Here is a 22,959-nt window from a genome sequence, read left to right on the forward strand (position 1 = left end):
CCAAATCTCTGGAATAAACCCCCTGGATCTCCATGCCCGAACTACCTGAAGTCGAAACCACCCGCCGGGGCATCGAGCCCCATGTCGTCGGTCAGCGTGTGCGCCGGGTTATCGTCCGCGATGCCCGGCTGCGCTGGCCGGTGCCCGAGGACCTGGACGTGCGCCTGTCCGGACAGCGCATCGAGGCCGTCGAGCGGCGGGCCAAGTACCTGCTGATCCGCGCCGAGAGCGGCACCCTGATCGGTCACCTGGGCATGTCCGGCAGTCTGCGCCTGGTACCGGCCGACCAGCCGCCGGCCAAGCACGAGCATGTCGACATCGAACTGGAGTCCGGGCTGTCGCTGCGCTATACCGATCCGCGGCGGTTCGGCGCGCTGCTCTGGACCCAGGACCCCCATGCCCATGTACTGCTCAGCAAGCTGGGCCCCGAGCCGCTGACCGCGGCCTTCGACGGCGGCCGCCTGTTCGAGTTGTCCCGTGGGCGCAGCATGGCGGTGAAGCCCTTCATCATGGACAACGCCGTGGTGGTGGGGGTGGGCAATATCTACGCCGCCGAGGCGCTGTTCGCTGCCGGCATCGATCCCCGCCGTGCCGCCGGCAGCATTTCCCGGGCGCGCTACGATCGCCTGGCCGAAGAGATCAAGAAGGTGTTGGCGCGCTCCATCGAGAGTGGCGGCACCACCCTGCGCGACTTCATCGGCGGCGACGGCGCGCCGGGCTATTTCAAGCAGGAGCTGTTCGTCTACGGCCGCAAGGGCGAGTTCTGCAAGATCTGCGGCACCGGCCTGCAGGAGATCCGCCTTGGCCAGCGGGCCAGCGTCTACTGCCGGAAATGCCAGCGGTGAAGATCCTGGCCGGTGTGGTCCTGCTGACGCTGCTGGGCGGTGAGGCGGCCTGGGCCGATGCCGACAATGGCCGCAATCTGTTCCTGCGGCGCTGCCACAACTGCCATTCCGTCGGGCCGGGTGCCCAATCGGGCTTCGGGCCCCAGCTCAACGACCTCTTCGGTCGCCAGGCCGGCAGCCTGGCCGGCTATAACTACTCCGACGCCATGCGTAACGCCGGCTTCGCCTGGGATCGCGAGGCCCTGGCGGCCTTCCTGCGCGATCCCGAGGCGAAGGTGCCGGGCACCAAGATGAGATTCTGGGGCATCGGCGACGCCGACGACCTGGGCGATATCGCCGACTATCTGCAGACCCAGCATCGCGCGCCCTAGAGCCTTTTCTAGTGGTCGCCGCCACCTGCCCCCGGCTTGGCCGCAAAGGGCGGCTTGGCCAGCCAGATGATCAGGAACAGCCCCATGAAGATCCAGCCGAGCAGGGTGAAGTAGTCCACCGTGGAGAGCATGTACGCCTGGCTTTCCACCACCTTGTCCAACTGGGCATAGGCCTGCTGCGACGGCCCGCCGAGGGCGTCCAGGTAGTGCTGGGTGGCCGGGCTGTAGAGGGTCACGTCCTCGGTCAGCTGGGCGTGGTGATGGATGGCACGGCGCTGCCACAGCCAGGTGGTCAGGGAGGACGCGAAGCTGCCGCCCAGGACCCGCAGGAAGGTGGCCAGGCCGCCGCCGTCCGCCAGTTCCGAAGGCTTGAGGCTGGACAGCAGGATGCTGGTGGTGGGCATGAAGAACAGCGCCACGCCCAGGCCCATGAAGGTCTGCACCTCGGCGATGTGGCGATAGTCGACCTCGTTGTTGAAGGTGGCTCTCATGAAGCAGGAGGCGCCGATCACCAGGAAGGAGCCCCCGGCCAGCAGCCGCAGGTCGGTCTTGTGCGCGAACTTGCCCACCAGCGGAGAGAGCATCACTGGCAGGATGCCAATGGGTGCCGCGGCCAGGCCCGCCCACACCGGGGTGTAGCCGAGCTGGGTCTGCAGCCACTGGGGTAGCAGCAGGTTGATGCCGAAGAAGCCCGAATAGCCCAGTACCAGGGCCAGGGTGCCGAAGCTGAAGTTGCGATAGCGGAACAGCCGCAGGTTGATGATGGGGTGCTTGTCCGTCAGCTCCCAGATCACCAGGGCGGTCAGGGCCACGGCGGAGACGGCGGCGCCCAGGCAGATCAGGTTGGATTCGAACCAGTCCAGGTCGTTGCCCTTGTCCAACACCACCTGCAGCACACCGACGCCGATTACCAGCAGGATCAGTCCGACGTAGTCGATGGGCTGGCTCACCAGTTTTTCCGGCTTCTTGCCCAGTTGGCTCCAGACCACCAGGGTGGCGAAGATGCCGATGGGCACATTGATGAAGAAGATCCAGGGCCAGCTGTAGTTGTCGGTGATCCAGCCGCCGGCGATGGGGCCGATGATGGGCGCTACCACCGTCACCATGGCCAGCAACGCCAGAGCCATGCCGCGCTTGGCGGCAGGAAAGATCGCCAGCAGCAGGGTCTGGGCCATGGGGTAGAGCGGCCCGGCGACGAAGCCCTGCATGGCGCGGAAGATCACCAGCTCGGGCATGGAGGTGGCGATGCCGCAGAGGAAGGAGGTGATGACGAACAGCACCACGGCGGCCATGAACAGCTTGACCTCGCCGAAGCGGCGCGCCATCCAGCCGGTCAGCGGCAGGGCGATGGCGTTGCTCACGGCGAAGGCGGTGATGACCCAGGTGCCCTGTTCCGAACTCACCCCGAGGTTGCCGGAAATGGTGGTCAGGGCGACGTTGGCGATGGTGGTGTCGAGCACCTGCATGAAGGTGGCCAGGGACAGGCCCACCGTGGCGAGCACCAGGCTCGCCGGGCGAAAGGCGTTATCGCTCATGACGGATTACCAGAAGGGGTGGACGGGGAGGCTCAGCGGCGAGCCTCCTTGGCTGTCAGCGCTTGGCGACGCCGGCGGCGCGGGCGGCCGGACCGTTGTTGTGGACGATCTGCTGGATCAGCTGATCGGCCTCGGCCAACTGATGGTCGTAGACGTCGGTGCTGTAGCGCGGCTGCTTCGGCGTGGTGGTGGGCAGGCGAGCGCCGTCCTGGTCGTGCAGGTCGACATCGACCACCGTCGACAGGCCGATGCGCAGCGGATGCTTGTCCAGGTTGTCGCCTTCCAGGCGAATCCGCACGGGCAGGCGCTGGACGATCTTGATCCAGTTGCCGGTGGCGTTCTGCGCCGGTAGTAGCGAGAAGGCACTGCCAGTACCCACGCCCAGGCTCTCCACGGTGCCGCGATAGCGCACGTCGTCGCCATAGAGGTCGGAGTGGATTTCCACCGGCTGGCCGATGCGCATCTCGGCGAGCTGGGTTTCCTTGAAGTTGGCGTCAATCCAGATCTGGTCCAGGGGGACCACGGCCATTAGCGCCGCGCCGGGTTGCACGCGACTGCCCACCTGCACGGAGCGCTTGGCGACGTAGCCACTGACCGGTGCCACCAGGGTGCTGCGGGCGTGGTTCAGATAGGCCTGGCGCAGTTGGGCGGCGGCGGCCTTGACGTCCGGGTGCGAGGCGATTTCGGTGTCGTCCACCAGCGCCTGGTTGGTGTCCAGCTGCTGCTGGGCGGAGGTCAGGGAGCTCTGGGCTGCCACCAGGGTGTCGCGGGCGTGGGCCAGCTCTTCCTTGGAGATGGCACCGCCCTTGGCCAGTTGCTGGCGCCGGGCGTAATCGGCGCGGGCGCGATCCACCTCGACGCGACGGGCGGCGACCTGGGCCTTGTAGCTGTCGACGTTGCTGTACAGGCCGCGCACCTGGCGCACGGTCTTGGCCAGGTTAGCCTCGGCGCTCTGCTGGGCCACGGCGGTGTCGCTGGGATCGAATTCCACCAGCGGCTGGCCTTCGCGGACGAAATCACCGTCGTCCACGGCGATGCTGATGACGGTGCCTGTGACCTGGGGCGTGATCTGCACCAGGTTGCCGTTGACGTAGGCGTCGTCGGTGCTGGCGTGGAAGCGGCCATAGAACAGGTGGTAGCAGTAGACGCCCACGCCAGCCAGGATCACCACCAGCAGCAGGAGCAACAGGAGGAACTTGCGTTTGCCGGAGCGCTGCGGCTGCTGCTGCTGGGCGTTGTCTTGGGGGGGTGCGGCAGTATCGGCCATGATCGCGACCTCGGTATCAGTGAGTGGCCGCGGCGGCGGGCGCCGGCGGCAGTTTGGACGGTTGGAAGCCGCCACCCAGGGCTTGCATCAGCAGCACGCCGCTGTCGATGCGGTCGGCCTGGAGGCTGGCGAGTTGGCGATCGGCCTGCAGCAACTGCTGCTCGACGGTCAGGGCGTCGAGGTAGTTGCCGATGCCGGCGCCATAGCGCTGCATGGCGATGTCGAAGGAGCTCTTGGCGATATCCCTCGCCCGTTGCTGGTCGACCAGCTGCTGCTCCAGCGAGCGCTGGCGGGTGATGGCGTCGGCGATGTCGCCCAGCGCCTGCACCAGGGTCTGGTTGTACTGGGCCACGGCCAGGTCGTAGTCGGCATCCCGGCTGGCCAGATCGGCGCGGCGCCGTCCGCCGTCGAAGATCGGCAGCGACAGCGCCGGACCGACGTTGAAGAAGCGCGCTGGAGCACCGAACAGCGCATCGCCGAGGATGGCCTTGCTGCCGGCGGCCACCGTCAGGTTCAGGTTGGGGTAGAAATTGGTCTTGCTCGCGGCGATATCCTTGCTCGCGGCTTCCACGCGCCAGCGGGCGGCGATCAGGTCCGGGCGGCGCCCTACCAGTTCGGCGGGCAGCTGGGCCGGCAGGCTCACCGCTGCGGGGGCGATCAGCCTGGGGCGCGGGATCTCGGCGCCGCGGTCGGGCCCCTTGCCCAGCAGCACGGCGAGACGGATCTGGGCACTGCGCACCTGTTGCGCGGCGGCCGTGTGCGAAGACGCCGCACTGGCTTCCAGGCTCTGGGTCTGTTGCAGCTGATAGTCGCTGTCGAGGCCGGCATCCACCCGGCGCTGGGCCAGATCGAGCATACCGCGGGTGCGCTCCAGGTCCTGCTGGGCCACGTCCAGGTTGGCATAGGCCAGGCCGAGTTGGTTGTAGGCGCGGCTGACATTGGCGGCCAGGGTCAGGCGTGCGGCCTGGCGATCCACTTCGCCGGCGCGAGCCCGACCGAGGGCCGCTTCCCAGGCGGCGCGCTGGCCACCCCAGAGGTCGAAGCTGTAGCTGCCGCTGAGGTCGAGCTGGCGCAAGGTGCTGTAGCGGTCGCCCTGGCCCAGCGGGTCGTCCGGCCGCGCCAGGCGCGAGCGGGTCACGCCCCCGTTGGCGTCGATCTGCGGATAGCGGTCGGCATCGGCGGCGAGCACCGCGGCATCTGCCTGGCGGCTGCGGGCATCGGCTTCCTGCAGCGAGGGGCTGTCACGCAGGGCCTCGCGGATCAGGCTGTCCAATTGCGGATCGCCCAGGCGGGTCCACCAGTCGGCGCTCGGCCAGTGGGCAGGCGAGAGACGGTCGCTGGCGAAGGTGGCCTCACCCTTGAGGGTCGCCGGATCCACGGCGTGCCCCTGGGGATTCAGACCCGCGGACGACACGCAACCTGCCAGCAGCAGGGCGGTGCAGAGGGCGGTCAACGGCAGGCGGAAGGTCATGGTTCAGAGGTCTCCAGAGTTCTCCGGCAACAGGCCGGAGGGGCCGAGTACGCGGCGTAGCAGGCGTTCCAGTTCATCCAGCTCCTGGCGATCCAGGCACTGGGTGAGGTCGTTGAGGGCATCCACGCCGATCTGCATGAGTTCGCTGCTCAGCGCCTTGCCCTGGTCGGTCAGCTCCAGGCGCACCTGGCGGCGATCGCTCAGGCTGCGCACCCGGCGCAACAGGTCCTTGGCTTCGAGGCGGTCGAGCATGCGGGTCATGGCGCCGCTGTCGAGGGACAGGCAGCGGCTGAGTTCGGCGGGGGTATCGGTCAGGTCACGGGCGAGCAGCAGCAACACCTTGAACTGGGCGGCGGTGATGTCATAGGGCGCGAGGTGACTGTCCAGCAGGCGATCCTTGTACTGGTTCGCGAGGTGGATGAGATGGCCCACGGAATAGCGCAGGGGAAAGTTGCTTCGGTCGAAATGTGACATTGCAGTATCTGCCCAGGCAATCAAGCGGTTCCAGAATACTGCCTAGGCAGTGAAATATTCAGTCATCATTGCGGGCAACTGTCTTACGATTATTGAAACAATTGGTAATGGTCGCCGCCGGGTCTTGTCGTCGACCATCCTGGCCACCGATCATGGTCGGCCCTTGCCTGAACGATCTGCTGTGATGACCGCTTCCTTCGATCTAGACCGACTGCGCCAGGCGTTGGTGCCGTTGCGCTTCGATCTGCCGCCCGATGCCGAACACCAGGGCTATCGCCGCTATTACCGGCTCGCCGACAGTCTGGTACGACCGGAGGTGACGGTGGCCCTGGGTAGCCTGGCGGCGGGCGACTACCAGCTGGCGGTACAGGGCTGGTGGCCGTCCGCGCCGCGGGGCAGCGTGCTGATGCTGCACGGCTACTACGATCACATGGGGCTCTATGGCCACGTGGTGGACTGGGCGCTGTCGAGGCAACTGGCGGTACTGGCCTGCGACCTGCCCGGACATGGGCTGTCGAGCGGCGCGCGCGCCAGCATCAATGACTTCGCCGAATACCAGAGCGCCTTGGCGGCGCTGATCGCCGAGGCCCGTCGCCTGGACCTGCCACGCCCCTGGCATCTGCTCGGCCAGAGCACCGGTGGCGCCATCCTGCTGGACTATCTGCTACGGGGAACGCCGGCGCCCGAGGTGGGGGAGACGGTGCTGCTGGCGCCCCTGGTGCGCCCCCATGCCTGGCGGCAGGGGCTCTGGACCTATCGCCTGGTGAAACCCTTCGTGCGCGCGCTGCCGCGGCGCTTCTCGGTGAATTCCGGCGATCCGGCCTTTCTCGATTTCCTGCAGCGCGATGGCTTGCAGCCTCGGGAACTGCCTGCCCAGTGGGTCGGTGCCCTGGCGCGCTGGATTCCCCAGCTGGAGGCCGCGGCGCCCAGTACCCGCACGCCCCTGGTGATCCAGGGCGAGCAGGATTTCACCGTCGACTGGCGGCATAATCTGGGGGTGCTGGAGGCCAAGTTCGTCCGGCCCGAGGTTCTGCGCCTGCCCGAGGCGCGGCACCACCTGGTCAACGAAACCGAGACGCTGCGCCAGCGTTACTTCCGCTGGCTGGACGAGCGCCTCGCCTGAGCTGTCCTACTGACCGCCGCCGCCCAGACCGGCGCGCAGGGCGGCCACTGCCGCCCGGTAGTAGGCCGTGCCATTGGGCGAGCTGGCGAAGTCGGCGAACTGGCCGAGTTCGTTGTCGTTCAGGGTGCGATAGACATAGAGCAGGGTATTTTCCAGATCGCCGGCGTTCATCTGCTGGATGAATCTCTGGCGCTGCTGCTCGATCATCCCGCCGGACTGCTGCTGGCCCAGCAGGCCCGGCAGCATCGAACTCAAGCTGTCGGCCGCGAGGCCCGCCAGGGCCACGCTCACCTCGGCACCGGCTTCACGCACCGGCAGGGCGGTGGCCAGGCGCTTGGCCAGGGCCCGGCGTGCCGGACTGGCCTGCATCTGGGGGACGCCATTGGCGTTCTTGGCCAACTGGTCGCTGCGGGTCGCGGCGATCTCCGCTGCGACCACCTTCTGGCCCACCGGCGACTGGAAAAACTGCAAAGCGGGCCCTTCGGCCGGCAGGTTTTGCCGTAGGGCGGCGAGGGCGCGCTGGTCGATGGCCGCGGCGGTGTAGCGTTTGTTGCTGTTGTCCACCAGGCTCTGGTAGAGCGCCGGCGGCAGGCTGTTCTGGTAGCGCTGCTGCGCAGCCTGCAGGGCATCGCGGAAGTGTCCGCGCTGCTCGGGCCAGCCTGCGGCCTGGTAGAGGCTGACCGTGTCGTCGGCGAGGGTCGGCAGGGCGACGGCGAAAAGCAGGGAAGCGAACAGAACGCGCATGGACACCTCGAGCAGCGGCGCAGAGCCGGAAAGTCCGCCATTGTCGGCAACCCCAGGCTGGCTGTCGAGGCGCTCGTCCCGGGCATTCGTCGCCTGGTCCTGGCGGACGCGCAGGAGTGGCGGACTTCTCTTACACTCTCCCTCCCGCCGGCTGCGTCCGGTTACTCACGGTTTTCCCGATGGCGCTGCACCCCGAGCATCCCCTGTTGCAACGTATCGTCGACGATCTCGCCGAGCACGGCTGGTCACGGCAGAGCATCTTCCTGCCGCTGGAGCTGACCGCCGACCTGGCTGCCGAGTGCCGGCTGCGTCATGCGCGGGGCGAGCTGGAACGTGCCGGCATCGGCCGGGGCGAGAGTCCGCTGATTCGCGAAGGGGTGCGCGGCGATCACATCGCCTGGCTGGAGCCGGACGACGCCCATCCGGGCGTGCAACGCTATCTGCAACTCATGGATATCCTGCGCGAGGCCTTCAATCGCACCCTGTTCCTCGGGCTCGAGGACTACGAGAGCCATTTCGCCCTCTATCCGCCGGGCGCCTTCTATGCCCGTCATCTGGATCGCTTTCGCGACGATGACCGGCGTATGGTCTCCCTGGTGCTCTATCTCAACGACGCCTGGCTGCCGGAGCAGGGCGGCGAGCTGCGTCTTTACCTGGACGAGCAGCGCCACCAGGACGTGTTGCCCCTCGGTGGCAGCCTGGTGTGCTTCCTGTCCGGCCAACTGCCCCATGAGGTGCTACCCGCCACACGCGAGCGGCTGTCGCTCACCGGCTGGTTCCGCCGCCGTGGCGACAATCCGTTGCAGGGCTGAGGCGTACCGAGGCTTCTGCTCGTGGAGGACGCATGGAAAAGATTCTGGTGAGTCGTTGCCTGCTGGGTCACCGGGTGCGCTATGACGGCGGCGCCCATGGCCCCTTCGATCTGCTGGGCCTCTGGCAGGCCGAAGGCCGCATCGTGCCGCTGTGTCCGGAGGTGGCGGGCGGCCTGCCCACGCCGCGGCCACCGGCGGAGATCCCCGGTGGCCAGGGTGGGGCGGTGCTGGATGGCCAGCGGCCGGTCATGACCGATGGCGGCGCGGACGTGACCGCCGCCTTCGTCGCCGGGGCCGCGGCCGCGCTCGAACTGGTCGCCCGTCATGGCATCCGCCTGGCGGTACTCAAGGCGCGCAGTCCGTCCTGCGGCAACCTGGAAAACTACGATGGCACCTTCAGCGGTACCCGGGTCGCTGGCGAGGGGGTCACGGCGGCGGCGCTGAAGCGTGCGGGTGTCAGAGTGTTCAATGAGGACGAACTGGCCGCGGCGCAACAGGCGCTGACGGCGCTGGAGGCCAACGCCTAGAGGGTGTCCGGCTGGCGCCCCAGCAGGCACTGGAAGTGTGCCTTCTGCACGAAGCAACCCTTGGGAAAGCGCCAACCCACCAGCTCGCCGGGCTGCTTCTCAAGGTGCTGCGCGAAGACGGTGGCCCCCATGGCACGGGCCAGGGCCGCATACTCGCGCAGCGGGACCTTAACGACAGGAACATCCGGGCTGATCATGGGCGCTCTGCTGGGTGGAGCGCCGGCGCGCGAAACGACGCACGTGGGCGAGTCCACAGGTGACTTGCCCAAGCTATCGGCACCTCTTTTTGGAACTTCAGCGCCGGGATGAAAAAGTTGGGCTAGTCAGCAGCCCTGGGGCTTTCCGGCAGGAACCAGTTCAGCAGCAGGGCGCATAGGCCGCCGGTGGCGACGCCAGACTCCAGCACCGCGCGCAGGCCGGCGGGCAGGTGGGCGAGAAATTCCGGCACCTGGGAGATGCCCAGGCCCAGTGCCAGGGACACGGCGATGATCAGCAGCGCCCGGCGATCCAGCTCGACCCCGGCGAGGATGTTGATGCCCGAGGCGGCCACCGCGCCGAACATCACCATGGCCGCGCCGCCGAGCACCGGCTCGGGTACTGCCTGGATCACGCCCGCCACTGCCGGGAACAGTCCCAGCAGCACCAGGATGACGGCGATCCACAGGCCGACGTGGCGGCTGGCGATGCCGGTCAGTTGGATCACCCCGTTGTTCTGGGCGAACACCGAGCTGGGAAAGGTATTGAACAGCCCGGCCAGCAGCGAATTGGCGCCGTTGACCAGCACCCCGCCCTTGATCCGCTGCATCCACCGCGGGCCTTCCACCGGTTCGCGGGAGACCTTGCTGGTGGCGGTGATGTCGCCGATGGCCTCCAGGGAGGTCACCAGATAGATCACCAGCAGCGGCACGAACAGCGACCAGGAAAAGCCCAGGCCGAAATGCAGGGGCATAGGGATCTGCACCCAGGCCGCTGCATGCATGCCGGTGAAGTCCAGCCGACCCAGCCAGGCGGCCAGGGCATAGCCCAGCAGCAGGGCGACGACGATGGCACTGCTGCGCAGGCCTCGCAGCGGGAGGCGGTTGAGCACCACGATGGTCGCCAGCACCGTGCCGGACAGCAGCAGGTTCTCGCCGTTGGCAAAGGTACCGTTACCCAGGGCCGCGAAGCCGCCGCCCATGCTGATCAGGCCGACCTTGATCAGCGTCAGGCCGATCATCAGCACCACGATGCCGGTCACCAGCGGGGTGATCAGTCTTTTGACGAAGGGCAGTACCCGCGACACGCCCATCTCGACGAAGGAACCGGCCATGACCACGCCGAAGATGGCGGCCATCACCGCTTCCACCGGGGTACCACTCTTCACCATCAGGGCACCGCCGGCGATCAGCGGGCCGACGAAGTTGAAGCTGGTGCCCTGGACGATCAGCAGCCCGGCGCCGAAGGGGCCGAAGCGCCGGCATTGGACGAAGGTGGCGATGCCGGAGATCACCAGCGACATGGAGACGATCAGGTTGGTGTCGCGCGGCGCGACGCCCAGGGCCTGGCAGATCAGCAGGCCGGGGGTGACGATGGGCACGATGATCGCCAGCAGGTGCTGGATGGCGGCCAGCAGGGCGATCAGCGGACGCGGCCGGTCCTGGGGACCGTAGAGCAGTTCGGGGCGGGAGGACTGGGACATCGGCGGGCCGTCGCGGAAAAAGCGCCGATCTTACCCGAGCTGAGGGTTCGGCGCAGGCGAAGGGCGACGCCCCTCGCCTGGGCTTCAGGCCGCTACACTCTGGGCGCCGGTCATCAGCGCCACGGCGTCGGCCATGGAGTGCTCGCGGGGATCTATCACCGTCAGCCGACGACCGAGCCGGTGAATATGGATGCGATCGGCGATCTCGAACACATGGGGCATGTTGTGGGAGATCAGCACGATGGCGATGCCCCGGGCGCGCACGTCGAGGATCAGCTCCAGCACCTTGCGACTTTCCTTCACCCCCAGCGCCGCGGTCGGTTCGTCGAGGATGATCACCTTGGAGCCGAAGGCCGCCGCCCGCGCCACCGCCACCCCCTGGCGCTGACCGCCCGAGAGCGTCTCCACCGCCTGGTTGATGTTCTGGATGGTCATCAGGCCCAGCTCGGACAGCTTCTCCCGGGCGATGCGTTCCATGGCCTTGCGGTCCAGGGTGCGGAACAGGCTGCCCACCAGTCCTGGCTTGCGCAACTCGCGGCCGAGGAAGAGATTGTCGGCGATGGACAGCGCCGGCGACAGCGCCAGGTTCTGGTACACCGTCTCGATGCCGGCGCGGCGGGCCTCGATGGGGGAGGCGAACTGGATCGGCTTACCCTCGAAGCGGATCTCGCCCTCGTCCGGGCGCAGGGCGCCGGAGATAGCCTTGATCAGCGAGGACTTGCCGGCGCCGTTGTCGCCGATCACGGCGAGGATCTCGCCCGGCAGCAGGTCGAAATCGGCATGGTCGAGGGCCGTGACGCGGCCGTAGCGCTTCACCAGGCCGCGGGCCATCAGCAGGGGTTCGGTCGTCATCAGCTCGCCGCCTTTCTGATCCATTGGTCGATAGCCACGGCCGCGATGATGAGCGTGCCGATCAGCAGATAGGTCCATTGCACGTCGGTGCCCAGCAGCCGCAGGCCGAGGGCGAAGACGCCGACGATCAGGGCACCGAACAGCATGCCGAGGATCGAGCCGCGGCCGCCGAACAGCGAGATGCCACCGATCACCACAGCGGTGATGGACTCGATGTTGGCGAACTGGCCGGCCGTGGGCGAGACCGAGCCGATGCGGCCGATCAGCACCCAGCCGGCGAAGGCGCAGATGAGGCCGGACAGTCCGTACACGGTGATCAGCATGCGCCGCACATTGACCCCGGCCAGGGCCGCCGCCTCCGGGTCGTCGCCCACGGCATAGAGATGCCGACCCCAGGCGGTGTGGTTGAGCACGTACCAGAGCAGGGCGACCAGCGCCACCAGGGCGATCACGCCGTAGGTGAAGACGGCGCCACCTACGCGGAAGTTCTCGCCGAACACCTGTAGCAGCGGCGCCGTCGCGCCGATTTCCTGGGCGCGGATGGTCTCGTTGCGCGAATAGAGGAAATTCGCCGCCAGCACGATCTGCCACATCCCCAGGGTGACGATGAAGGGCGGCAACTTGATGCGCGCCACCAGCCAGCCGTTGGCCATGCCGCACAGGGCGCCCACCACCAGGCCACAGAGGATCGACAGCTCCACCGGCAGGCCGTAGCGGAAGGTGAATTGGCCCATGACCACCGAGGACAGCACCATGATGGCGCCCACCGAGAGGTCGATACCGGCGGTGACCACCACCAGCGTCTGGGCCGCGCCGACGATGCCGGTGATGGCGACCTGCTGGAGGATCAGGGTGAGGGCGAAGGCGGAAAAGAACTTGCCGCCCAGCAGGGCGCCGAAGATGCCCAGGGACAGCAGCAACACCAGCAGCGACACGGCTGAGGGGCGCGAATGCAGGAAGTGGCGGAATTTGAGCAGCGCGCTGCGCTCGTCGCGTTGGAAGGAGGCGACCTCCGTCGCGCTGTGCTTGAGCACCTGCTCGAACGGCTGACCGGCCGAGGAGGGCGGGATCGGATCGCTCATGGCAATCTCCTGATGGCGGGAAAACGGGCCGAGGGGCGGGCGTCCGCACCGGCGCCTCGGGCTGCCGGTGTGGACGACCTGCCTGGTCAGCCTTGACGCCGGGTCACTAGCCCCAGCACTTCTTCAGGCCGGCCTTGCTGTCGATGGAGCGTACGCCCGGCACCGGCTTGTCGGTCACCAGCTGGACACCGGTGTTGACGTAGTCCTTGCCCTGGGTGGGGACCGGCTTGGCACCGGTGTCGGCGAAGGTCTTCACCGCGTCGATGCCCAGTGCCGCCATCTGCAGCGGGTACTGCTGGGAGGTGGCGCCGATCACGCCGTCCGCCACGTTGCGCACGCCGGGGCAACCGCCATCGATGGAGACGATGAGCACGTCCTTCTCGCGGCCGACGGCCTTGAGCGCCTCGTAGGCACCGGCGGCGGCCGGTTCGTTGATGGTATGCACCACGTTGATATTGGGGTCTTTTTGCAGCAGGTTCTCCATCGCTGCCCGGCCGCCTTCCTCGTTGCCGTTGGTCACGTCGTGGCCGACGATGCGCGGATCGCTTTCGTCGCCGATGACGTTCGGGTCCTTGGGATCTATGCCGAAGCCGAGCATGAAGCCCTGATCGCGCAAGACGTCCACCGACGGTTGCGAAGCGTTCAGGTCGAGAAAGGCCACCCGGGCGTCCTTGGCCTTGTCGCCCAGGGTTTCCTTCGCCCACTGGCCGATCAGCTTGCCGGCCAACAGGTTGTCGGTGGCGAAGGTCATATCGGCGGCGCTCGCCGGGTCCAGCGGCGTATCCAGGGCGATCACCAGGATGCCGGCCTCTCGGGCCTTCTGCAGGTTGGGCACGATGCCCTTGGTGTCCGAGGCGGTGATCAGAATGCCCTTTACCCCATCGGCGATGCAGGTTTCGATGGCGGCCACCTGGCTTTCGCTGTCGCCGTCGATCTTGCCGGCGTAGGTCTTGAGCGTCATGCCCAGTTCCTTGGCCTTGGCGGTGGCGCCTTCCTTCATCTTCACGAAGAAGGGGTTGGTGTCGGTCTTGGTGATGAGGCAGGCGGAAACCGGCGCGGCCTGGGCGGTGCCGACGCTCAGGGCCGCTGCCAGCACGCAGCCGGCGAAGGAAGACAGGGAGACGGTTCTTTTCATTGTTGTGCGCTCGGATGGGACGAAGAGAGAGCGACCGGCACTGCAGCCGGTCGCCACCGCGTGGTTACCACCACTGCTCGATCTGGAAGCCGACGTTGGAGCCGTGCAGATCGTTGCCGAAGGTGCCGGTGCTGGACAGCGCCGAACCCGGATCGAACTGGTCGGCTGCGTTCTGCGCCGCCCGGTTCCACACAGCATAGGTGTAGAACAGGCGGAATTCCGGACGGCTTTTGAATTCCGGTCCCTTGGGCGACCAGGTAGGCGCCAGGGTCAGCTTGGTCAGCTTGCGGGTGCCACCGGGGGCTTCCACCTGGTCGTGGCCCAGTTCGGTGGAGAACTTGAATTGGTCGCTGATGCCGTACACCAGGCGCCCACCGAGGGAGGTCCAGCGCAGGTCGTTACCGTTGGGACGTTCGTCCTTCTGGTACACGGCGGCCACCTGACCACCCCAGTAGCGGCTGATCTGCCAGTCGAAGAAGTCCACCACCCGGTAGGACACGTCCGAGCTGCTCAGGGTCGGGTCGCCGGTACTGCCCAGGGCGGTACCCGGACCCTGGCCACGCTGCACGGCGAAGGTGTTGACGCCGCCCCAGCCCAGGAAGTTGGCCTGCTTGTGCTGCAAGGTCACGGCGAAGCCGCTGTTGGCGTTGGGCTGGTTGGTGGGCTTGTCCAAGTAGCTGACGCCGATCTCCAGCGAGCCGTTGGGGTTGGTGTTGAAGCCGGCGACGTTGAAGTCGAAGCGGTTCTGGAAGTCCTTCTGGTTCTGGTTGTCCTTGCGCGAGAAGGCCACGCTGTATTTCAGGCCGCCGATGTTGACGTCCTCGATACCGCCGCCGGTGGCGCTCTGGTTCCAGTAGAAGAAGTCGGAGATATGGATGTCGTTACGCTTGTAGTAACGACGGCCTGCCCAGACGTTACCGCCGTTGAGGGCGGCGATGTTGTTCCAGTAGGCGTAGGCCTGCGGCAGCCGGATCTGGCCGTTGTCGCCATGGAAGGTCGGAGTGCGGTCGTACTGGTTGTACAGGCTGGCCATGCCGTAGACGCCGACGGCGGAGCCATCGTCCAGCGTCAGCACGTCCTGCTTGGCGGCGAATTCGCCGTATTGCTCGCATTCGTTACCCAGGCGGTACTTGGATTGGGCTCCCGGCAACTTGAAGCAGCGCATCGAATCGGAACCGGATGAATCACCCAGGCCGGTACGGAAGTAGCCGGTGGTTTCGAAGGCGTGAGCGGAGGGGACGAGGAGGAGAGTGCCTAGCAGGGACGCAGCGGAAACCCTGGCCAGCGGGACAGCCTTTTTCTTCTTCATGTTTTTCCCTGAATTATTGTTTTTGTGTTCAGCAATGCAGCCTGGTCACGCCGAGTTGTGCTCCAGAAGCAGCTCTAAGGTGTGACCATTGGCGGTAACCAGACTACAAACCGGTCGCTGAATCAATTCAGCGGCAGACGGAGGGTAGCCTTTGATCACTCAACGGCCTAGCGGGCGACTTGAAAGGAAATGTGAGCTGAATCACAGGTTGCGCTTCTACACGCATAGCTAGCCAAGCAACGGTGGAACCGCTCTGGAATGGGGTAGAGCAACGCCAGAAGGAGGGGGTGAAGCGGGAGGAAGAAACACGGAGGCGCGGGCAGGGCGACGGCAGGAGCCGTCGCCCGGGTGTCGCGGGTCAGCCCAGCAGGGCCTTGTCGCGGACCCCGCCCTTGTCGGCACTGGTGGCCAGCAGGGCATAGGCCTTGAGCGCGGTGGTGACGCGGCGCGCGCGCGGCTGGACGGGTTTCCAGCCCAGCTTGTCCTGCTCGATGCGGCGATGGGACAGCTCTTCGTCGCTCACCAGCAGGTTGATGCTGCGCTGGGGAATGTCGATGAGCACCTTGTCGCCGTCGCGCACCAGGCCGATGGCGCCCCCCGCGGCCGCTTCCGGCGAGGCGTGGCCGATGGACAGACCCGAGGTGCCGCCGGAGAAGCGCCCGTCGGTGAGCAGGGCGCATTGCTTGCCCAGCCCCTTGGACTTCAGGTAGCTGGTGGGATAGAGCATTTCCTGCATGCCCGGACCGCCCTTGGGGCCTTCGTAGCGGATGATGACGATGTCGCCAGCCTTGACCTCGTCGGCCAGGATACCCCTTACCGCGGCGTCCTGGCTCTCGAACACCTTGGCGGTGCCCTCGAAGACGTGGATGGACTCATCCACCCCGGCGGTCTTCACCACGCAGCCGTCCAGGGCGATGTTGCCGTACAGCACGGCCAGGCCGCCTTCCTGGGAATAGGCGTGCGCGACGCTGCGGATGCAGCCCTCGGCGCGGTCGTCGTCCAGGGTGTCATAGCGAGTCGCCTGGCTGAAGGCTTCCTGGGTCGGGATACCGGCTGGACCGGCGCGGAAGAAGGTCTTCACCGCCTCGTCCTGAGTCAGGGTGATGTCCCATTGCTCGATGGCTTCACCGAGGCTACGGCTGTGCACGGTGGGCAGGTCGGTATGCAGCAGGCCACCCCGGGCCAGCTCGCCGAGGATGCTGAAGATGCCACCGGCACGGTGCACGTCTTCCATGTGGTATTTCTGGATGTTCGGCGCCACCTTGCACAGCTGGGGCACCTTGCGCGACAGGGCATCGATGTTGCGCAGGTCGAAGTCCACCTCGGCTTCCTGGGCCGCGGCCAGCAGGTGCAGGATGGTGTTGGTCGAGCCGCCCATGGCGATGTCCAGGGTCATGGCGTTCTCGAAGGCCGCGTAGGAGGCGATGTTGCGCGGCAGCGCCGACTCATCGTTCTCCTGGTAGTAGCGGCGGCATAGCTCGACGATGGTCCGGCCGGCCCGCAGGAACAGCTCCTTGCGGTCGGCATGGGTGGCCAGGGTCGAGCCGTTGCCCGGCAGCGCCAGGCCCAGGGCCTCGACCAGGCAGTTCATGGAATTGGCGGTGAACATGCCCGAGCAGCTGCCACAGGTGGGGCAGGCACTGCGCTCGTACTCGGCGACCTTCTCGTCGCTGGCCGAGCTGTCGGCGGCGATGACCATGGCGTCCACCAGGTCCAGGCCGTGGCTGGCGAGCTTGGTCTTGCCGGCTTCCATGGGGCCGCCGGAGACGAACACCACGGGAATGTTCAGGCGCAACGCGGCCATCAGCATGCCGGGGGTGATCTTGTCGCAGTTGGAGATGCACACCAGGGCATCAGCGCAGTGGGCGTTGACCATGTACTCCACGGCGTCGGCGATGATCTCGCGACTCGGCAGCGAATAGAGCATGCCGTCGTGGCCCATGGCGATGCCGTCGTCCACGGCGATGGTGTTGAATTCCTTGGCCACGCCGCCGACCTTCTCGATCTCCCGGGCGACCAGTTGGCCGAGGTCCTTGAGGTGGACATGGCCGGGCACGAACTGAGTGAAGGAGTTGGCTATGGCGATGATGGGTTTCTTGAAGTCTTCGTCCTTCATCCCGGTGGCGCGCCAGAGCGCCCGGGCGCCAGCCATGTTGCGGCCCTGGGTGGAGGTTTTCGAACGATAGTCAGGCATGAAGCGGCACTCCGAGGCGGCTTTCTAGGTCACGGTTCTGCTCATCGTGAGCGCAGGCGGGGCACGGTGCAAACGCGGAGTGACGAATGCCGGGCCGGAGGGCAACACCGTCATGCGGGATCTCCGCAGGGGCTGCCAGGGCTCACGAACCCGCCGGAGGATGCTGGCGGAGGGGAACTCGGATCATACACGCGGGCGCCGGGGCTGCACAGCAGGGCCGGCGCCCGGCAGATCAGGGGGCTTCCTGTTCGCCGTCGGGAGCGTCTTCCAGGTACTCGTCCATCGGCTCCTGGCCGGCCAGGGTCTTCAGACTCAGCTCCACGGCCTCGGGCAGGGTGATATCGACCTGCTGCTTGTCGCCGCCTTCCAGGGACGACTCATAGCTGAGGGCATGGCGCAGGTGTCCATTCTCGAGGATGGCGCCGACACTGGCCAGCTGGGCGGTCGCCGGGGTCAGACGCTCCAACGCAGCCTTGGGCCAGGTCGCCTCGACGGTGGCATTGCAGGTGTAGAAGCCTGCATCGCCGCTGTCCGAAGGTTCTTCCTGGGTCTTGATGTCCACCAGCGAGACCTGGCTGGCATCCAGCGGCGGCTGGCCGGCGGCGATGTCGTCCGCATAGATCTCGTTGATGGTCTGGGCGTACTGCTGACGAACCTGTTCGGCGGTCTTGGCCGCATCGCAGCTGTAGTCATAGCCACCGCAGCCAGTCAGGGAAAGCACCGCAGCTGTGAGTATGAGGTGACGTCTGGACATGCCTGAATTCCTTGGAACGATGGGTGAAGCTTGGCGGCGTTGGCCGTGCACGCGTCGCTCCGCAGTGCAGGGCATCGGCGCAACGGTCGTGGACGGGAGAGCCCATGGTGATACCGCTCTCCCGTCCTGTCCATCAGACGCCGCCAGCGTCCTTCAGGACACCCGGCCCGAATGGCCGGTCCAAGCCAGGCCTCAGGCGCGGTCGGCGCTTTCGCAGGTCTCGAAATCCTTGCTGTCGACGCGGTTCATGCTGTCGAAGCCGATCGAGTAGACCTGCTCCTTGCCATCCTTGTTGAGCACATAGTTGTTGCAGGTGCCCGGACGGTACTTGCGGGTGTAGGTGCTCGACGGGGTGCCGCCGATGCGCAGAACGTCGGCCTTGGACATGCCTTTTTCCACCTGCTTCACCAGGGGCTGCTCGCGAAATTCCACGCGACCCACGGTGTAGTCGGCGGTGTTCTTCACCGAGGCGCAACCGGCCAGGACGGTGCCGGCCAACAGGGCGGTCGCGACTGCAATCTTTTTGTTCATGGTGGTGATCCCTTCAAAGGCGGAAGTGCCTGACCCTTCGACGATGACGGCGCCGATAAATTCGCTCTCCGCCGCACTTCTCGCCGTTCATCCCTGACGCCGGATCATCTGGTGCTTCGGCAAGTGACTGTATCTAAAGCTGATTCTGCAAACGAACGCTATATGTCGGTTTTTTAAGGAGTATTTTGTCCGAACGGCAGTTGACAGGAGACCGGCGGCGAGCGATCTTTGCCGTTATGTTGTAACCCTTTCCCTGTTTCTCGTTTCTCGCGAGGACTCCATGAACCGCCGTCGTTTGCTCAATCTGATCCTGGCCGGCATGACCTTGCCCGTCGGGCTGCCGGTATTTGCTGCGCGTCAGCAACTCAAAGGGGCCCGGGCCTGGCAGGATGCCGACAAGCTCCGCCTGGTCTTCGATCTCACCGGCCCGGTGCGCTACAAGACCTTCACTCTGGTGGCGCCGGATCGCATCATTCTCGATCTCGCCGATACCCAGGCGCCCGCGGTGCTCAATCATCTGGCCCTCCAGGGGTCGCCGGTGAAGGCCGTGCGCAGCGCCCGCTATGGCGCCCAGGACACCCGTGTGGTGCTGGAGCTGGCGCATCCGGTGGACATGGAAAGTTTCATCCTCGGCCCGGGCGAAGGCGCGGCCAATCGCCTGGTGCTGGATCTCAAGCGTGCCGGTGCGCCGGCCGTGGCGGCGCGCAAGCCGGTGGATGCGGAACCGCCGCTGGAAGTGAAGCGTGGCAAGGGCCTCGCCAGCGGGCGCGACATCGTGGTGGTAGTCGACGCCGGTCATGGTGGCAAGGACCCCGGGGCCTTGAGCGCGCGCGGCGATCGCGAGAAGGACATCGCCCTGATCGTGGCGCAGAACCTGGCGCGCCGCATCAACCTGCAGAAGGGTTTCAAGGCCAAGCTGGTGCGCAACGACGACTTCTTCGTGCCGCTACGCAAGCGCGTCGAGGTCGCCCGCAGCTACAACGCTGACATGTTCGTCTCGGTGCATGCCGACGCGGCACCGCGGCGTACGGCCTACGGCGCCTCGGTCTACGCCCTGTCCGAGCGTGGCGCGACGTCCACCACAGCGCGTTTCCTGGCCGACAGCGAGAACAACGTCGACCTGATCGGCGCCAACGAGATCCTCAAGGGGCGCGACCCCATGCTCGCCGGCGTGCTGCTGGACATGTCGATGAACGCCACCATCTCCTCGAGCCTGGATCTGGGCCACAAGGTGCTGGGGCAATTGTCGAGCATCACCAACCTGCACCAGAAACGAGTGGAGCAGGCGGGCTTCGCCGTGCTCAAATCGCCGGACATCCCCTCGATCCTGGTCGAGACGGGCTTCATCTCCAATGATCGCGACTGCCGCCGCCTGCTCGACAGCCGGCACCAGAAGCAGCTGGCCGATTCGATCTTCGCCGGTCTGCACGGCTACTTCCAGGAGCGGCCACCGCTGGGCAGCTATCTGGCCAGCCTGAAGAACACCCAAGGAGTGACATGAGTTTGCAGGACAAGGCGCGGCGCTACTGGCGTGTAGTGGTACTGGCGATAGGCGCCCTGTGCGTGGTGGCTGGCTTGATCGGCTACGGCAAGAGCGGGGGCGACAAGTCCGGCACCGCCCAGGAAAGCTTCGTTAACAAGGTGTGGCAGATCAAGACCAGCAACAGCATCGAACCGGGCATGCTGTACGTCTTCCTCAGCGACGGCACCCTGGTGATGGCCTCGCCGAGCAGCCAGCCCTCGCTGGGGCGCTGGGCGCGTACCGAGAAAGGCCTCAACCTCATCGAGGAAGGCATCACCTACCCGACGGAAATCCTCAGTCTCAAGCGCGACGAGTTCCGCATTCGCAGTCTCAATCCCGGTGAACCGGTGGAGCTGCAACTGGCTCCGGCAGCGCCCTGAATATTGCTCGAAGACAGCAGTGCAAAAAGGCCTGGACTCTTCGTCCAGGCCTTTTTGTTTTCGGCTCCACAAAGCTTGGTGCGGGCTTCAGGCGTCATCTGAGTAGCGCTGTTCCTGCCAGGGATCGCCGCGGTCGTGGTAGCCGCGCATCTCCCAGAAGCCTGGCGTATCGCCCACACGGAAGTCGATGCGCCTGAGCCACTTGGCGCTTTTCCACAGATAGAGGTGCGGGATCAGTGCCCGTACCGGGCCACCGTGCTCGGCGGTCAGCGGCTGACCTTCCCAGCTGTGCACCAGCATGGCGCCGGGCGCCGCGAAATCGGCCAGCGGCAGGTTGGTGATGTAGCCGTCGTAGCTGTGCAGCAGTACATGGGTGGCCTCGTCCCGCGGCTGGACTTCCTCCAGCAATTCGCTGACCGGCAGGCCGACCCAGCGATTGTCGTAGCGGGACCAGGTGGTGACGCAATGCATATCGCTGACCGCCTGGGTGGTGGCGCGTGCGGCGAACGTCTCCCAGTCCCAGCGCAGGGTCCGCTGGACCGCCCCGGTCACCGCCAGTTGCCAGCGTGCGTGGCTGACCTCCGGTCGTACGCCCAGGTCCAGTACCGGCCAGTTGTTGACCCGGTGCTGGCCGGGCGGCAGGCGCTCGCTTTCCGGGCGCGCGGTATGACCGGTGAGAAAGCGGCCTTCCTCGGCCCAGCGCTGCTTGGCGCGGGTCAGCTTGCTTGGCTCGTCGCTCATTTAGGCATCCTCGTTGACGGGGCTGAAGGTCTGACCATGCCGATGGCCTTTCGTCGGCAAGAGGCGAACCCAGGCGGCGCTCCATGCCTCCTATCCTGCAGGCACTCGCGAGAGGCCTTCTTGTTCAAACTGCCGGAGAAACGACCATGGTAGATGCAACCCAGATCAAAGAGCATGCGGAAGTCGTCGGTTCGGACGGCCAGCACGTCGGCACCGTCGACCACATGGAAGGCGCCGATCGCATCAAGCTGACCAAGCGCGATCAGGATGCCCAGGGCAAGCACCACTACATCCCGCTGAGCTGGGTGAAGTCGGTAGACGGCACCCAGGTGCGCCTGGTCAAGACGCGCGACGAAGCCGAGCGCGAGTGGCAAGCCGCCTGACGCCTGCCGCCGCCCAAACAAAAGCCCCGCAACTGCGGGGCTTTTGTTTGGGCGTGGATCGAGCTTCAGTTGATGTATTCGAACAACTTCACGATGCGCTGGACACCCGAGACGCTCTGGATCAACTGCACGGCGTGGTTGGCTTCCTGCTGGGTCACCAGGCCCAGCAGATAGACGATGCCGTTTTCCGTCACCACCTTGATGCGCGAGCCGGGAATGTCTTCGTCGGCGAACATCTGTGTCTTGATGCGCGTGGTCAGCCAGGAATCGTTGCTACGTGCCAGCAGCGAGGAGTTGGCGGTCACCTGCAGCTCGTTGTGGACCGTCTTGACCCGCTGCACGCTGCGTACCGCCTGCTCGGCCAAGGCCTTGAGGTCGGCCCGCGGCGTCTGGCCGGCGATCAGCACCACGCCGTTGTAGCTCACCACCACGATGTGCGAGCTGGCGAGATCGGGGCTGGCCTTGGAGATGTTGACCGAGGCCTTGGTCTCGATCAGGGCATCGTCCACGGTGCTGCCCAGGGTACGGGTGCCACGGTTGTCGTCGATGGGCTTGTCGCGGCTGGCGGTGACCACGTTGCTGCAGCCGGCCACGACGAAGGACAGCGCCAGGAGGGCGAGCAGGGGAGCTTTCTTCATTCTTCGCTTCCGAACAGTTGCTGATCGATCTGGTCGCACAGGCAGTGGATCACCAGCAGGTGCACTTCCTGGATGCGGGCGGTGACCTTGGACGGTACGCGGATCTCCACGTCTTCGGGCAGTAGCAGTGAGGCCATGCCGCCGCCGTCGCGACCGGTGAGGGCGACCACGGTCATCTCGCGGTCGTGGGCAGCCTGGATCGCCTGGATGACGTTGGCCGAGTTGCCACTGGTGGAGATGGCCAGGAGGATGTCACCGGGCTGGCCCAGGGCGCGGATCTGCTTGGAGAACACCTCGTTGTAGCTGTAGTCGTTGGCGATGGAGGTCAGCGTCGAGGTGTCAGTGGTCAGCGCCAAGGCGGGCAGGCTGGGGCGTTCGCGTTCGAAGCGGTTCAGCAGTTCGGAGGAGAAGTGCTGGGCGTCGCCGGCGGAGCCGCCATTGCCACAGGTGAGGATCTTACCTTCGTTGAGCAGGGCCGCGACCATGACTTGGCTGGCCAGATCGATATGAGGAATCAGGACTTCCATGGCCTGACGCTTGGTTTCGATGCTGTCCCGGAAGAGTTTCTGGATGCGGGCGTGGGTGTCCATC

The 22,959-nt window shown here is 66.2% G+C and carries 25 protein-coding genes; 8 read left to right on the top strand and 17 right to left on the bottom strand.

Annotation, left to right across the window (positions count from 1 at the left end):
• Nucleotides 1–32: 32 nt before the first annotated feature.
• Together mutM and QZ471_RS22715 are read left to right on the top strand one after the other, a co-directional pair.
• Nucleotides 33–845 (top strand): bifunctional DNA-formamidopyrimidine glycosylase/DNA-(apurinic or apyrimidinic site) lyase, encoded by an 813-nt coding sequence (gene mutM, locus QZ471_RS22710; protein ID WP_295468132.1) that lies wholly within the window; start codon nucleotides 33–35, stop codon nucleotides 843–845.
• Nucleotides 833–1,216 carry a c-type cytochrome gene (locus QZ471_RS22715; protein WP_295468134.1) on the top strand — a complete coding sequence of 128 codons (384 nt, stop codon included), beginning with the start codon at nucleotides 833–835 and terminating at the stop codon, nucleotides 1,214–1,216. Before mutM ends, QZ471_RS22715 begins: the two co-directional genes overlap by 13 nt.
• An 8-nt stretch (nucleotides 1,217–1,224) precedes the next feature.
• Here QZ471_RS22715 and QZ471_RS22720 read toward each other — a convergent pair whose 3' ends face one another.
• The 4 genes from QZ471_RS22720 to QZ471_RS22735 are packed head-to-tail and all read right to left on the bottom strand — an operon-like array spanning nucleotide 1,225 to nucleotide 5,963.
• Complete coding sequence (locus QZ471_RS22720; RefSeq protein WP_295468136.1) at nucleotides 1,225–2,751, bottom strand: DHA2 family efflux MFS transporter permease subunit; 1,527 nt, start codon at nucleotides 2,749–2,751, stop codon at nucleotides 1,225–1,227.
• Nucleotides 2,752–2,806: 55 nt separating this feature from the next.
• Nucleotides 2,807–4,018: an efflux RND transporter periplasmic adaptor subunit gene (locus QZ471_RS22725; RefSeq protein ID WP_295468138.1), complete on the bottom strand. Its 1,212-nt coding sequence runs from the start codon at nucleotides 4,016–4,018 to the stop codon at nucleotides 2,807–2,809.
• 16 nt (nucleotides 4,019–4,034) lie between these two features.
• Nucleotides 4,035–5,489, bottom strand: coding sequence for an efflux transporter outer membrane subunit (locus QZ471_RS22730; RefSeq protein ID WP_295468140.1), 1,455 nt, complete (start codon nucleotides 5,487–5,489; stop codon nucleotides 4,035–4,037).
• 3 nt (nucleotides 5,490–5,492) lie between these two features.
• Nucleotides 5,493–5,963 (bottom strand): MarR family transcriptional regulator, encoded by a 471-nt coding sequence (locus QZ471_RS22735; protein WP_295468142.1) that lies wholly within the window; start codon nucleotides 5,961–5,963, stop codon nucleotides 5,493–5,495.
• A 184-nt stretch (nucleotides 5,964–6,147) separates the two neighbouring features.
• Between QZ471_RS22735 and QZ471_RS22740 the strand changes: the two genes are divergently transcribed.
• Nucleotides 6,148–7,086, top strand: a complete 939-nt coding sequence (locus QZ471_RS22740) for an alpha/beta hydrolase (RefSeq protein WP_295468144.1) — start codon at nucleotides 6,148–6,150, stop codon at nucleotides 7,084–7,086.
• A gap of 6 nt (nucleotides 7,087–7,092) precedes the next feature.
• Here QZ471_RS22740 and QZ471_RS22745 read toward each other — a convergent pair whose 3' ends face one another.
• Nucleotides 7,093–7,830: a DUF2059 domain-containing protein gene (locus QZ471_RS22745; protein WP_295468146.1), complete on the bottom strand. Its 738-nt coding sequence runs from the start codon at nucleotides 7,828–7,830 to the stop codon at nucleotides 7,093–7,095.
• Nucleotides 7,831–8,009: 179 nt separating this feature from the next.
• On the opposite strand from QZ471_RS22745, the gene QZ471_RS22750 reads away from it, so the two are divergent.
• A complete protein-coding gene (locus tag QZ471_RS22750; RefSeq protein WP_295468148.1) occupies nucleotides 8,010–8,642 on the top strand; it encodes a 2OG-Fe(II) oxygenase in 633 nt (210 codons plus the stop codon).
• Nucleotides 8,643–8,674: 32 nt separating this feature from the next.
• Nucleotides 8,675–9,169: a DUF523 domain-containing protein gene (locus QZ471_RS22755; RefSeq protein WP_295468150.1), complete on the top strand. Its 495-nt coding sequence runs from the start codon at nucleotides 8,675–8,677 to the stop codon at nucleotides 9,167–9,169.
• On the opposite strand, the gene QZ471_RS22760 is transcribed toward QZ471_RS22755, so the two are convergent.
• The 9 genes from QZ471_RS22760 to osmE form a co-directional block, all read right to left on the bottom strand.
• A complete protein-coding gene (locus QZ471_RS22760) occupies nucleotides 9,166–9,366 on the bottom strand; it encodes a hypothetical protein (RefSeq protein ID WP_295468152.1) in 201 nt (66 codons plus the stop codon). The two genes, QZ471_RS22755 and QZ471_RS22760, sit on opposite strands and share 4 nt — an antisense overlap.
• 122 nt (nucleotides 9,367–9,488) lie before the next feature.
• Nucleotides 9,489–10,847, bottom strand: a complete 1,359-nt coding sequence (locus tag QZ471_RS22765; protein WP_295468154.1) for a uracil-xanthine permease family protein — start codon at nucleotides 10,845–10,847, stop codon at nucleotides 9,489–9,491.
• An 84-nt stretch (nucleotides 10,848–10,931) separates the two neighbouring features.
• Complete coding sequence (locus tag QZ471_RS22770; protein ID WP_295468156.1) at nucleotides 10,932–11,699, bottom strand: ATP-binding cassette domain-containing protein; 768 nt, start codon at nucleotides 11,697–11,699, stop codon at nucleotides 10,932–10,934.
• Nucleotides 11,699–12,781, bottom strand: coding sequence for an ABC transporter permease (locus QZ471_RS22775; protein WP_295468158.1), 1,083 nt, complete (start codon nucleotides 12,779–12,781; stop codon nucleotides 11,699–11,701). Before QZ471_RS22775 ends, QZ471_RS22770 begins: the two co-directional genes overlap by 1 nt.
• 106 nt (nucleotides 12,782–12,887) lie before the next feature.
• Entirely contained in the window at nucleotides 12,888–13,916 is a 1,029-nt protein-coding gene (locus QZ471_RS22780; RefSeq protein WP_295468159.1) for a sugar ABC transporter substrate-binding protein, read from the bottom strand.
• Between the two features lie 64 nt (nucleotides 13,917–13,980).
• Complete coding sequence (locus tag QZ471_RS22785; RefSeq protein ID WP_295468161.1) at nucleotides 13,981–15,225, bottom strand: carbohydrate porin; 1,245 nt, start codon at nucleotides 15,223–15,225, stop codon at nucleotides 13,981–13,983.
• Between the two features lie 358 nt (nucleotides 15,226–15,583).
• The gene (ilvD, locus tag QZ471_RS22790; RefSeq protein ID WP_295468163.1) at nucleotides 15,584–17,419 is read right to left on the bottom strand and encodes a dihydroxy-acid dehydratase; all 1,836 of its coding nucleotides are present in this window, start codon (nucleotides 17,417–17,419) and stop codon (nucleotides 15,584–15,586) included.
• A 232-nt stretch (nucleotides 17,420–17,651) separates the two neighbouring features.
• The gene (locus QZ471_RS22795) at nucleotides 17,652–18,173 is read right to left on the bottom strand and encodes a hypothetical protein (protein WP_295468165.1); all 522 of its coding nucleotides are present in this window, start codon (nucleotides 18,171–18,173) and stop codon (nucleotides 17,652–17,654) included.
• Between the two features lie 192 nt (nucleotides 18,174–18,365).
• Nucleotides 18,366–18,704, bottom strand: coding sequence for an osmotically-inducible lipoprotein OsmE (gene osmE / locus QZ471_RS22800; RefSeq protein ID WP_295468166.1), 339 nt, complete (start codon nucleotides 18,702–18,704; stop codon nucleotides 18,366–18,368).
• A 280-nt stretch (nucleotides 18,705–18,984) separates the two neighbouring features.
• Here osmE and QZ471_RS22805 point away from each other — a divergent pair, with 280 nt between their 5' ends.
• On the top strand, nucleotides 18,985–20,205 hold the full coding sequence (locus QZ471_RS22805; protein ID WP_295468168.1) for an N-acetylmuramoyl-L-alanine amidase: 1,221 nt from the start codon (nucleotides 18,985–18,987) through the stop codon (nucleotides 20,203–20,205).
• Complete coding sequence (locus QZ471_RS22810) at nucleotides 20,202–20,606, top strand: hypothetical protein (protein ID WP_295468170.1); 405 nt, start codon at nucleotides 20,202–20,204, stop codon at nucleotides 20,604–20,606. The genes QZ471_RS22805 and QZ471_RS22810 overlap by 4 nt, the downstream gene beginning before the upstream one ends.
• An 87-nt stretch (nucleotides 20,607–20,693) precedes the next feature.
• Here QZ471_RS22810 and QZ471_RS22815 read toward each other — a convergent pair whose 3' ends face one another.
• The gene (locus QZ471_RS22815; RefSeq protein ID WP_295468172.1) at nucleotides 20,694–21,347 is read right to left on the bottom strand and encodes a sulfite oxidase-like oxidoreductase; all 654 of its coding nucleotides are present in this window, start codon (nucleotides 21,345–21,347) and stop codon (nucleotides 20,694–20,696) included.
• 146 nt (nucleotides 21,348–21,493) lie between these two features.
• Here QZ471_RS22815 and QZ471_RS22820 point away from each other — a divergent pair, with 146 nt between their 5' ends.
• Nucleotides 21,494–21,730, top strand: a complete 237-nt coding sequence (locus QZ471_RS22820) for a DUF2171 domain-containing protein (protein WP_059230310.1) — start codon at nucleotides 21,494–21,496, stop codon at nucleotides 21,728–21,730.
• 65 nt (nucleotides 21,731–21,795) lie between these two features.
• Here QZ471_RS22820 and QZ471_RS22825 read toward each other — a convergent pair whose 3' ends face one another.
• Complete coding sequence (locus QZ471_RS22825) at nucleotides 21,796–22,368, bottom strand: BON domain-containing protein (protein ID WP_059230309.1); 573 nt, start codon at nucleotides 22,366–22,368, stop codon at nucleotides 21,796–21,798.
• Complete coding sequence (locus QZ471_RS22830; protein ID WP_058763660.1) at nucleotides 22,365–22,958, bottom strand: phosphoheptose isomerase; 594 nt, start codon at nucleotides 22,956–22,958, stop codon at nucleotides 22,365–22,367. The genes QZ471_RS22825 and QZ471_RS22830 overlap by 4 nt, the downstream gene beginning before the upstream one ends.
• Nucleotide 22,959: the final 1 nt, after the last annotated feature.

The sequence above is a fragment of the uncultured Pseudomonas sp. genome, from assembly GCF_913774235.1.
Lineage (GTDB): Bacteria > Pseudomonadota > Gammaproteobacteria > Pseudomonadales > Pseudomonadaceae > Chryseomonas.

Excerpts from the sequence above, each read along its gene's own strand:
- QZ471_RS22820 (WP_059230310.1), top strand. The coding sequence starts at position 21,494 with ATGGTAGATGCAACCCAGATCAAAGAGCATGCGGAAGTCGTCGGTTCG.
- QZ471_RS22810 (WP_295468170.1), top strand. The coding sequence starts at position 20,202 with ATGAGTTTGCAGGACAAGGCGCGGCGCTACTGGCGTGTAGTGGTACTG.
- QZ471_RS22805 (WP_295468168.1), top strand. The coding sequence starts at position 18,985 with ATGAACCGCCGTCGTTTGCTCAATCTGATCCTGGCCGGCATGACCTTG.
- QZ471_RS22795 (WP_295468165.1), bottom strand. The coding sequence starts at position 18,173 with ATGTCCAGACGTCACCTCATACTCACAGCTGCGGTGCTTTCCCTGACT.
- QZ471_RS22745 (WP_295468146.1), bottom strand. The coding sequence starts at position 7,830 with ATGCGCGTTCTGTTCGCTTCCCTGCTTTTCGCCGTCGCCCTGCCGACC.
- QZ471_RS22735 (WP_295468142.1), bottom strand. The coding sequence starts at position 5,963 with ATGTCACATTTCGACCGAAGCAACTTTCCCCTGCGCTATTCCGTGGGC.
- QZ471_RS22775 (WP_295468158.1), bottom strand. The coding sequence starts at position 12,781 with ATGAGCGATCCGATCCCGCCCTCCTCGGCCGGTCAGCCGTTCGAGCAG.
- mutM (WP_295468132.1), top strand. The coding sequence starts at position 33 with ATGCCCGAACTACCTGAAGTCGAAACCACCCGCCGGGGCATCGAGCCC.
- QZ471_RS22765 (WP_295468154.1), bottom strand. The coding sequence starts at position 10,847 with ATGTCCCAGTCCTCCCGCCCCGAACTGCTCTACGGTCCCCAGGACCGG.
- QZ471_RS22715 (WP_295468134.1), top strand. The coding sequence starts at position 833 with ATGCCAGCGGTGAAGATCCTGGCCGGTGTGGTCCTGCTGACGCTGCTG.
- QZ471_RS22780 (WP_295468159.1), bottom strand. The coding sequence starts at position 13,916 with ATGAAAAGAACCGTCTCCCTGTCTTCCTTCGCCGGCTGCGTGCTGGCA.
- QZ471_RS22770 (WP_295468156.1), bottom strand. The coding sequence starts at position 11,699 with ATGACGACCGAACCCCTGCTGATGGCCCGCGGCCTGGTGAAGCGCTAC.
- QZ471_RS22730 (WP_295468140.1), bottom strand. The coding sequence starts at position 5,489 with ATGACCTTCCGCCTGCCGTTGACCGCCCTCTGCACCGCCCTGCTGCTG.
- QZ471_RS22815 (WP_295468172.1), bottom strand. The coding sequence starts at position 21,347 with ATGAGCGACGAGCCAAGCAAGCTGACCCGCGCCAAGCAGCGCTGGGCC.
- QZ471_RS22760 (WP_295468152.1), bottom strand. The coding sequence starts at position 9,366 with ATGATCAGCCCGGATGTTCCTGTCGTTAAGGTCCCGCTGCGCGAGTAT.
- QZ471_RS22720 (WP_295468136.1), bottom strand. The coding sequence starts at position 2,751 with ATGAGCGATAACGCCTTTCGCCCGGCGAGCCTGGTGCTCGCCACGGTG.
- QZ471_RS22825 (WP_059230309.1), bottom strand. The coding sequence starts at position 22,368 with ATGAAGAAAGCTCCCCTGCTCGCCCTCCTGGCGCTGTCCTTCGTCGTG.
- osmE (WP_295468166.1), bottom strand. The coding sequence starts at position 18,704 with ATGAACAAAAAGATTGCAGTCGCGACCGCCCTGTTGGCCGGCACCGTC.
- QZ471_RS22725 (WP_295468138.1), bottom strand. The coding sequence starts at position 4,018 with ATGGCCGATACTGCCGCACCCCCCCAAGACAACGCCCAGCAGCAGCAG.
- QZ471_RS22740 (WP_295468144.1), top strand. The coding sequence starts at position 6,148 with ATGACCGCTTCCTTCGATCTAGACCGACTGCGCCAGGCGTTGGTGCCG.
- QZ471_RS22830 (WP_058763660.1), bottom strand. The coding sequence starts at position 22,958 with ATGGACACCCACGCCCGCATCCAGAAACTCTTCCGGGACAGCATCGAA.
- ilvD (WP_295468163.1), bottom strand. The coding sequence starts at position 17,419 with ATGCCTGACTATCGTTCGAAAACCTCCACCCAGGGCCGCAACATGGCT.
- QZ471_RS22750 (WP_295468148.1), top strand. The coding sequence starts at position 8,010 with ATGGCGCTGCACCCCGAGCATCCCCTGTTGCAACGTATCGTCGACGAT.
- QZ471_RS22785 (WP_295468161.1), bottom strand. The coding sequence starts at position 15,225 with ATGAAGAAGAAAAAGGCTGTCCCGCTGGCCAGGGTTTCCGCTGCGTCC.
- QZ471_RS22755 (WP_295468150.1), top strand. The coding sequence starts at position 8,675 with ATGGAAAAGATTCTGGTGAGTCGTTGCCTGCTGGGTCACCGGGTGCGC.